Annotated in this window: 6 protein-coding genes and 1 pseudogene; all 7 read left to right on the top strand. The window is 48.9% G+C overall.

Features of this window, described 5'->3' with window-relative positions:
* Positions 1–697 precede the first annotated feature (697 nt).
* Entirely contained in the window at positions 698–952 is a 255-nt protein-coding gene (locus tag ACTBDZ_RS14330) for a phage holin (RefSeq protein ID WP_438815824.1), read from the top strand.
* A complete protein-coding gene (locus ACTBDZ_RS14335; protein WP_438815825.1) occupies positions 952–1,467 on the top strand; it encodes a lysozyme in 516 nt (171 codons plus the stop codon). Before ACTBDZ_RS14330 ends, ACTBDZ_RS14335 begins: the two co-directional genes overlap by 1 nt.
* Positions 1,446–1,874, top strand: a complete 429-nt coding sequence (locus ACTBDZ_RS14340) for a lysis protein (protein ID WP_438815826.1) — start codon at positions 1,446–1,448, stop codon at positions 1,872–1,874. Before ACTBDZ_RS14335 ends, ACTBDZ_RS14340 begins: the two co-directional genes overlap by 22 nt.
* A 164-nt stretch (positions 1,875–2,038) precedes the next feature.
* A complete protein-coding gene (locus ACTBDZ_RS14345) occupies positions 2,039–2,749 on the top strand; it encodes a KilA-N domain-containing protein (RefSeq protein WP_438815827.1) in 711 nt (236 codons plus the stop codon).
* A 185-nt stretch (positions 2,750–2,934) separates the two neighbouring features.
* Positions 2,935–3,477: a KilA-N domain-containing protein gene (locus ACTBDZ_RS14350; protein WP_438815828.1), complete on the top strand. Its 543-nt coding sequence runs from the start codon at positions 2,935–2,937 to the stop codon at positions 3,475–3,477.
* A 71-nt stretch (positions 3,478–3,548) separates the two neighbouring features.
* Complete coding sequence (locus ACTBDZ_RS14355; RefSeq protein ID WP_438815829.1) at positions 3,549–4,355, top strand: hypothetical protein; 807 nt, start codon at positions 3,549–3,551, stop codon at positions 4,353–4,355.
* A pseudogene (locus tag ACTBDZ_RS14360) lies at positions 4,279–5,619 on the top strand (PBSX family phage terminase large subunit); the annotation flags it as partial. The gene ACTBDZ_RS14355 and the pseudogene ACTBDZ_RS14360, both read left to right, overlap by 77 nt.
* Positions 5,620–5,744 lie beyond the last annotated feature (125 nt).

The following is a 5,744-nucleotide window of genomic DNA, read 5'->3' on the forward strand; positions in this document are numbered from 1 at the left end:
GCCAATGGCAACATTACTTGATGGTAAACGGGTCTGGGCAGAAAAAAATCTGAACCAGATTTAATCTGACAGACACCTGTATAAATAACCGGTAACTGTCAGATCAGGTCTGAGCTAGTACACATTTACCCATAATCATATCTAAGTTGCCGTTCGTGAGTCTTAAGTTTCGGCGGCACTCATTCAAGCCCTTGCAGAAATGCAGGGGCTTTTCTATTTTCAGGCCTCGGCTAATGCCGGGGCCTTCTGTTTTGATTCGGACACGATGTGTCAATGCATTTAAAATGGCAGAGGAATGAAATGAATCACATAGGCCAGCACAGGTGTACGCTTTTTGCAGGGCTAGATAGCGACACACCTAAGACATTTTCGCTTGAGTTCAAGTCTTGCTCTGTCATTACCGCGCTAAATGCAATGGAGAAAGCCATAACAGAGTTAAGATATCGGCAGTTTCAATTTGGTAATGAAAATAGTGATGGTGTAAAAGCAATCGTTCGTCATTCCTGAACTTTTTTTCCAACCTTTGCAGGTAATGGGATTAGCATTTCCCAAAATGGAGGAGTTCCCTCAGATGTTTGATAAGTCATTCCTTTCCAATACAAGTCAAGTCGTTGACATCCTCCCCGTCCTTTAGGGCGGGGAGGATGTCAATTTCCCTTTCAATAAGATATCGCCATCCCTGCCGGGAGGTGAGGGTATGACACGAATGAGCACTATCTACAGCAGGCTTTCATATGGAACCGGGACGGGGCTAATAGGGCTGGGCGCTTCTGCCAGAGCCTACGCCGCATCAACTACAGAGAGCGTATGGTTGCTTGCAAACAAAATGGCCGGGTTAACGCTCGGTGATTGGGCGATTATTGTCGGTATGGTCTGCACTATTGGCACCTTTGCTATCAACTGGTACTACCGCAGGAAGGAATACCAGTTGAGGGAAAAAGGCGGTGCGTGATGAGCAAACGTAAAACTGCCACGGGTGTAATTTGCTCCGTGGGTGTGATCATCGGCATTGTGATAAATAACGGACAGGTGCGAACCAACAAAGCAGGCCTGGAGCTTATCGGCAATGCCGAATCGTGCCGCCGTGACCCTTACGTATGCCCAGCCGGTATTTTGACTGATGGCATTGGCAATACGCATGGCGTTGTTGATGGCACCCGCAAGACGAACCAGCAGATTGCCGCAGACTGGCAAAAAAACATCCTTGAGGCTGAAAATTGCGTTGACAAATACGCCGCTGGTAAGAAATTGCCAGATAACTCATTCAGTGCAGCAGTAAGCATTGCTTTTAATGCTGGCTGTCCAAAGATTCAGGCTTCAACCATGTTCCAGTTATTCCGTGCCGGAAAAATTCAGGCAGCGTGTGAGCAGTTCCCGCGTTGGGTATATAGCGGCGGTAAAGTTCTTCCTGGCCTCGTTGCTCGGCGCGAGAAGGAGCGTGAACTATGTCTATCAGGGCTACAGTGATCGCCGTTCTCGTTGCTCTCATTACCGCACTGTCATTCGGCGTCTACTACTACCACGACAAGTACAGTGAAGCCGAACTCGATTTGACGCTGGCAAAACAGATAATCACCGACATGCAAACCAGACAGCGTGATGTTGCTGCACTTGACGCCAAATACACCGGAGAACTCGCAGATGCTAAAAGCAAGCTGGCTGATTTGCAGCGCTGTGTTGCTGCTGGCAAGTGCGGGCTGCGCGTCAATGTCATCAAGCAAACCACCTCCACCCCCAGCCTGGATGATGCTACCAGCGCCCGACTTAGTGACACCGCTGAACGGGATTATTTCACTCTCCGAGAGCGAATCGAAACCATCACAAAGCAACTGACCGGATTGCAGCAATACGTCCGTGAGCAGTGCTTGAAATAACCACCCCGTTAATCCGGGCTTTTTTTTCGCCTGCGCATCCTCGTGCGCATAAAACCAAGAGTCTTTCGGGATATGAGCCTGAGACAGAGTGGCGGTTTCATCGCTAACCCCTCTTGGGCCACTCATGTCTACGAGGCAGGCTCTATCACCAAAAGGAAATAGTGATGAAATACCCAACAGTTATACTTAATGGCGTCAATGTTCGTATAGATGGCGCTGGCCGTTACAATCTCAATGATTTACATAAATCAGCCGTTGAAGGTGGTAAAGCAACTGAGTCACAGCGTCCAGCCAACTTCATCAAGAGCGCACAAATTAAGCGGTTTGTTCATGAATTAAGCAAAGCTACAAAAATAGCTTCGGTGAAAACAATCAAGGGTGGAATTGAACCCGGAGTGTGGGGACTTGAACTCGTTGCCATTCGCTATGCTGCATGGATTGAACCCAAGTTTGAGATTCAGGTTTATAACACGTTTGTCGAAGCTAAACGGAAAAAGGCATTGGCTGAAATCAATCGTAATACAGCCCGACTTGAGTACCGCCCATTGACCGATGCCATCAAGCACGAGCGTGAGGCACAGGGGAAAACCATTGCGCCACATCACTTCAGCAACGAGGCCGATTTAATAAACCGCATTGCACTTGGTATGACATCTGCAAAATTTCGAGTCCACCATGAAATAGGTAAGAAAGAATCTATCCGTGACTATCTGACGCCAGAGCAGATCCATTGCGTTACCGAACTGCAACGCGCCAACACAGTATTCATTGGCATGGGCTGGGACTTTGAACAACGCAAGGCCACGCTGATGGGAATATTCAACAAAAACCATCGCCAGCCATTGATTGAAGAACAACACCGACTGGCAGCCTGAAAGACTCCCGGCCTCGCAAACGTGGGGCTTTTTTTCGCCTGTAGTAAATCAAACCGTGCATTCGCGTGCACTTCACTAGAGAGCTTTCCGTAGTGTGAGTCTGAGATAGGGCGGTGGATCACATCGTTCCGCTCTCGGCTGCCCATGTCTACGCGAACAGGCTCGCACCACAGAAGGTAAACACGATGCAATATCCAACTGTAATAGTAAATGGCGTGTCTGTTCGTGTTGATGGCGAAGGGCGTTACAACCTGAACGATCTTCATGCCGCCGCCGTTCTTAAAGGTGAGGCTAATGAGTCTCAGCGCCCGAGCCTTTTCATTCGTAGTGCTCAGGTAAAAAGGTTCATAAAGGCGCTTAAGGCCAAAGCACAAAAAAGAGCTTTGGAACAAAATCAACCTCTTAGCATCGTGCGCGGCGGGAATAGCCCAGGCATCTGGGGTGTCGAGTTGCTGGCTATACGCTATGCGGCATGGATTAAGCCGGAGTTCGAGATCAATGTTTACGAAACTTTCAGAGAGGCCATTCTGAGCGGCATTAGCAACATGACCATGCTCAACCGCCTTGATTTACTTATAGCAAATGAGAAGCGGGAAGTAAGCGCTTGTGCTCGAACCATGAATAAGTGGGGCGTCGGCGGGCGCAAGGGCATGCTTTCGGACGCAAGGCAGAATCTGATTGACCAGATGGATCCCGACATGGTGGCAATAATGCAGGGCGTCGCCTGAAGAAAGATACCAAATGACGAAATCCAGGGCATTCGGCAAATAGAAGCGCAACGTCAAGAAAGGAAATAACCATGGCAAAACCGGACTGGGAGGCCATCGAGTCGGCATACCGGGCCGGAGTGTTGTCCCTCCGTGAAATAGCAGCACAGTACGGCAACGGCATCACTGAGGGAGCCATACGGAAAAAGGCTGCAAAGCTGGATTGGGTACGCAATAAGAAAAGTGGTACGCAAGTACGCAAAAGCGGTACGCAAAAAAACAGCGTGCGTACCAACCAAAGCTCCGTTAAATCTGGCGATGGCGAAAAGTACGCAGAAGGGAAAGGCGATTCACCGCAGGAAACGAAACCCGAAACGGTACGCAGAAAAGTCGTCACTAATCACCCACTATTCCAGCCTGGTAACCAGCTCGCACTCAAGCACGGTGGGTATGCCCGCCGCCTGTTGCTAAGCGATGAGGTGATCGAGGATGCGAAGGCGCTGAGGTTGGAAGATGAACTATTCCGGCTGCGTGCCAGTAACCTTGTTGCTGCTGAAAATATAGGGCGCTGGATGGTCACGCTTGAGGATACTGAGGATCCACAGCAAAAGAAAACGTTACTGGAAAATATCAGCGCTGCCGAAAAAGCCATGATGCGCAATACCGTGCGTATTGAGTCCATTACGGGAACGCTGGCCACTGTTGGGAAAATATTCGCAGATACCGACTATCGTATCGCCGCTACTGACAAGGTATCACTGGAGGCGGATCGTCTGCGTCGTGATGCTGGTATTAACGACGGCAATGGAGAGCGTGACCTCAATGACTTCTACTCTGACATCCAGACCGACGTTGAATCCGGCACTGAGACCGTTCTGGACGACGAAAGCGAGGAATAAGGTTCTTTACGGTGGTCGCACTTCTTCTAAATCCTGGGATGCTGCCGGGTTCGCTATATTTCTGGCGGATAATTACCGTCTGCGTTTCCTGTGTACCCGTCAGATCCAGAATAAAATCGAAGAATCGGTCTATGCGCTGCTGAAAATTCAGATAGAGCGTTTTGGTTTACGCCATCGTTTTCGCGTTCTGGAGAATAAGATCATCAATCGCTTTACCGGCAGTGAGTTTATTTTTTATGGCCTGTGGCGGCATATCGTCGAAATAAAGTCTCTGGAATCGGTAGATATTCTGTGGAATGAAGAGGCCCACGCAATGACGCTCGCTCAGTGGGAGGTGTTAGAGCCGACCATTCGTAAAGAGGGATCAGAATGCTGGTTTATTTTTAACCCAGGTCTGGTGACTGATTTTGTCTGGCGACATTTCGTGGTGGATCCTCCTGCGGATACGCTGGTGCGAAAAATCAACTTCGATGAAAACCCCTTTCTCAGTGACACCATCAAAAACGTTATCGCTGCCGCTAAACGGCGTGACCCTGAGGCGTTTGAGCATGTGTATCTCGGCGTTCCCCGTACCGATGATGATGCGGCAATCATCAAACTGTCCTGGATTGAGGCGGCTATTGATGCGCATAAGACGCTGAGTCTGGAACCTCGGGGGCGTAAGCGCATTGGTTTTGATGTTGCCGACAGCGGCGCGGATAAGTGCGCTAACGTGTTTGCGCATGGTTCTGTTGTTATCTGGGCTGATGAGTGGAAAGCGCGTGAGGATGCGCTGATGGAAAGCTGTGAACGTACCTATAGCGAAGCGTTAAAACGGGTCGCTGAAATTACCTATGACAGTATTGGTGTGGGGGCATCCTGTGGTTCTAAATTCGCGGAAATTAATGAGTCTAGGAAAAATAGCGGCTATAGCAATTACCAGGCTATCGGTTATCAGAAGTTTAATGCAGGTCAGGATGTACATGAGCCGGATAACGAATATCAGCCCGGCATCACCAATAAAGATTTTTTCGCCAACCTGAAAGCACAGGCGTGGTGGCTGGTGGCAGATCGGTTCCGCAATACTTTTAATGTCGTGAACGGTAAAGAAAAGCGGGAAAGTTTTACCGACGATCAGCTAATCAGTATCGATAAAGATTGTCCGTTTCTGGACAAGCTGAAATTCGAGCTTTCGACCCCCAAACGCGATTTTGACCGCAACGGACGAGTGAAAGTGGAAAGTAAAGACGATTTAAAAAAACGCGATGTGCCGTCACCCAATATTGGGCTTTGTTGAATAAATAGAAAGTTTGGGTAATCATCGGAACAGATCACCATAGTTGTTTCAAAATCAGGTCTCCATGGCAAAACAAAATTTTAAAATCACTAACTGGCCCTCCTATAACAAGG

Source organism: Symbiopectobacterium sp. (genome assembly GCF_051710365.1).
In the GTDB taxonomy this organism is placed as follows: Bacteria; Pseudomonadota; Gammaproteobacteria; order Enterobacterales; family Enterobacteriaceae; genus Symbiopectobacterium.

Bases quoted from the DNA above. Each gene is read 5' to 3' on its own strand.
- ACTBDZ_RS14330 (WP_438815824.1), top strand. From the start codon at position 698: ATGACACGAATGAGCACTATCTACAGCAGGCTTTCATATGGAACCGGG.
- ACTBDZ_RS14335 (WP_438815825.1), top strand. From the start codon at position 952: ATGAGCAAACGTAAAACTGCCACGGGTGTAATTTGCTCCGTGGGTGTG.
- ACTBDZ_RS14340 (WP_438815826.1), top strand. From the start codon at position 1,446: ATGTCTATCAGGGCTACAGTGATCGCCGTTCTCGTTGCTCTCATTACC.
- ACTBDZ_RS14345 (WP_438815827.1), top strand. From the start codon at position 2,039: ATGAAATACCCAACAGTTATACTTAATGGCGTCAATGTTCGTATAGAT.
- ACTBDZ_RS14350 (WP_438815828.1), top strand. From the start codon at position 2,935: ATGCAATATCCAACTGTAATAGTAAATGGCGTGTCTGTTCGTGTTGAT.
- ACTBDZ_RS14355 (WP_438815829.1), top strand. From the start codon at position 3,549: ATGGCAAAACCGGACTGGGAGGCCATCGAGTCGGCATACCGGGCCGGA.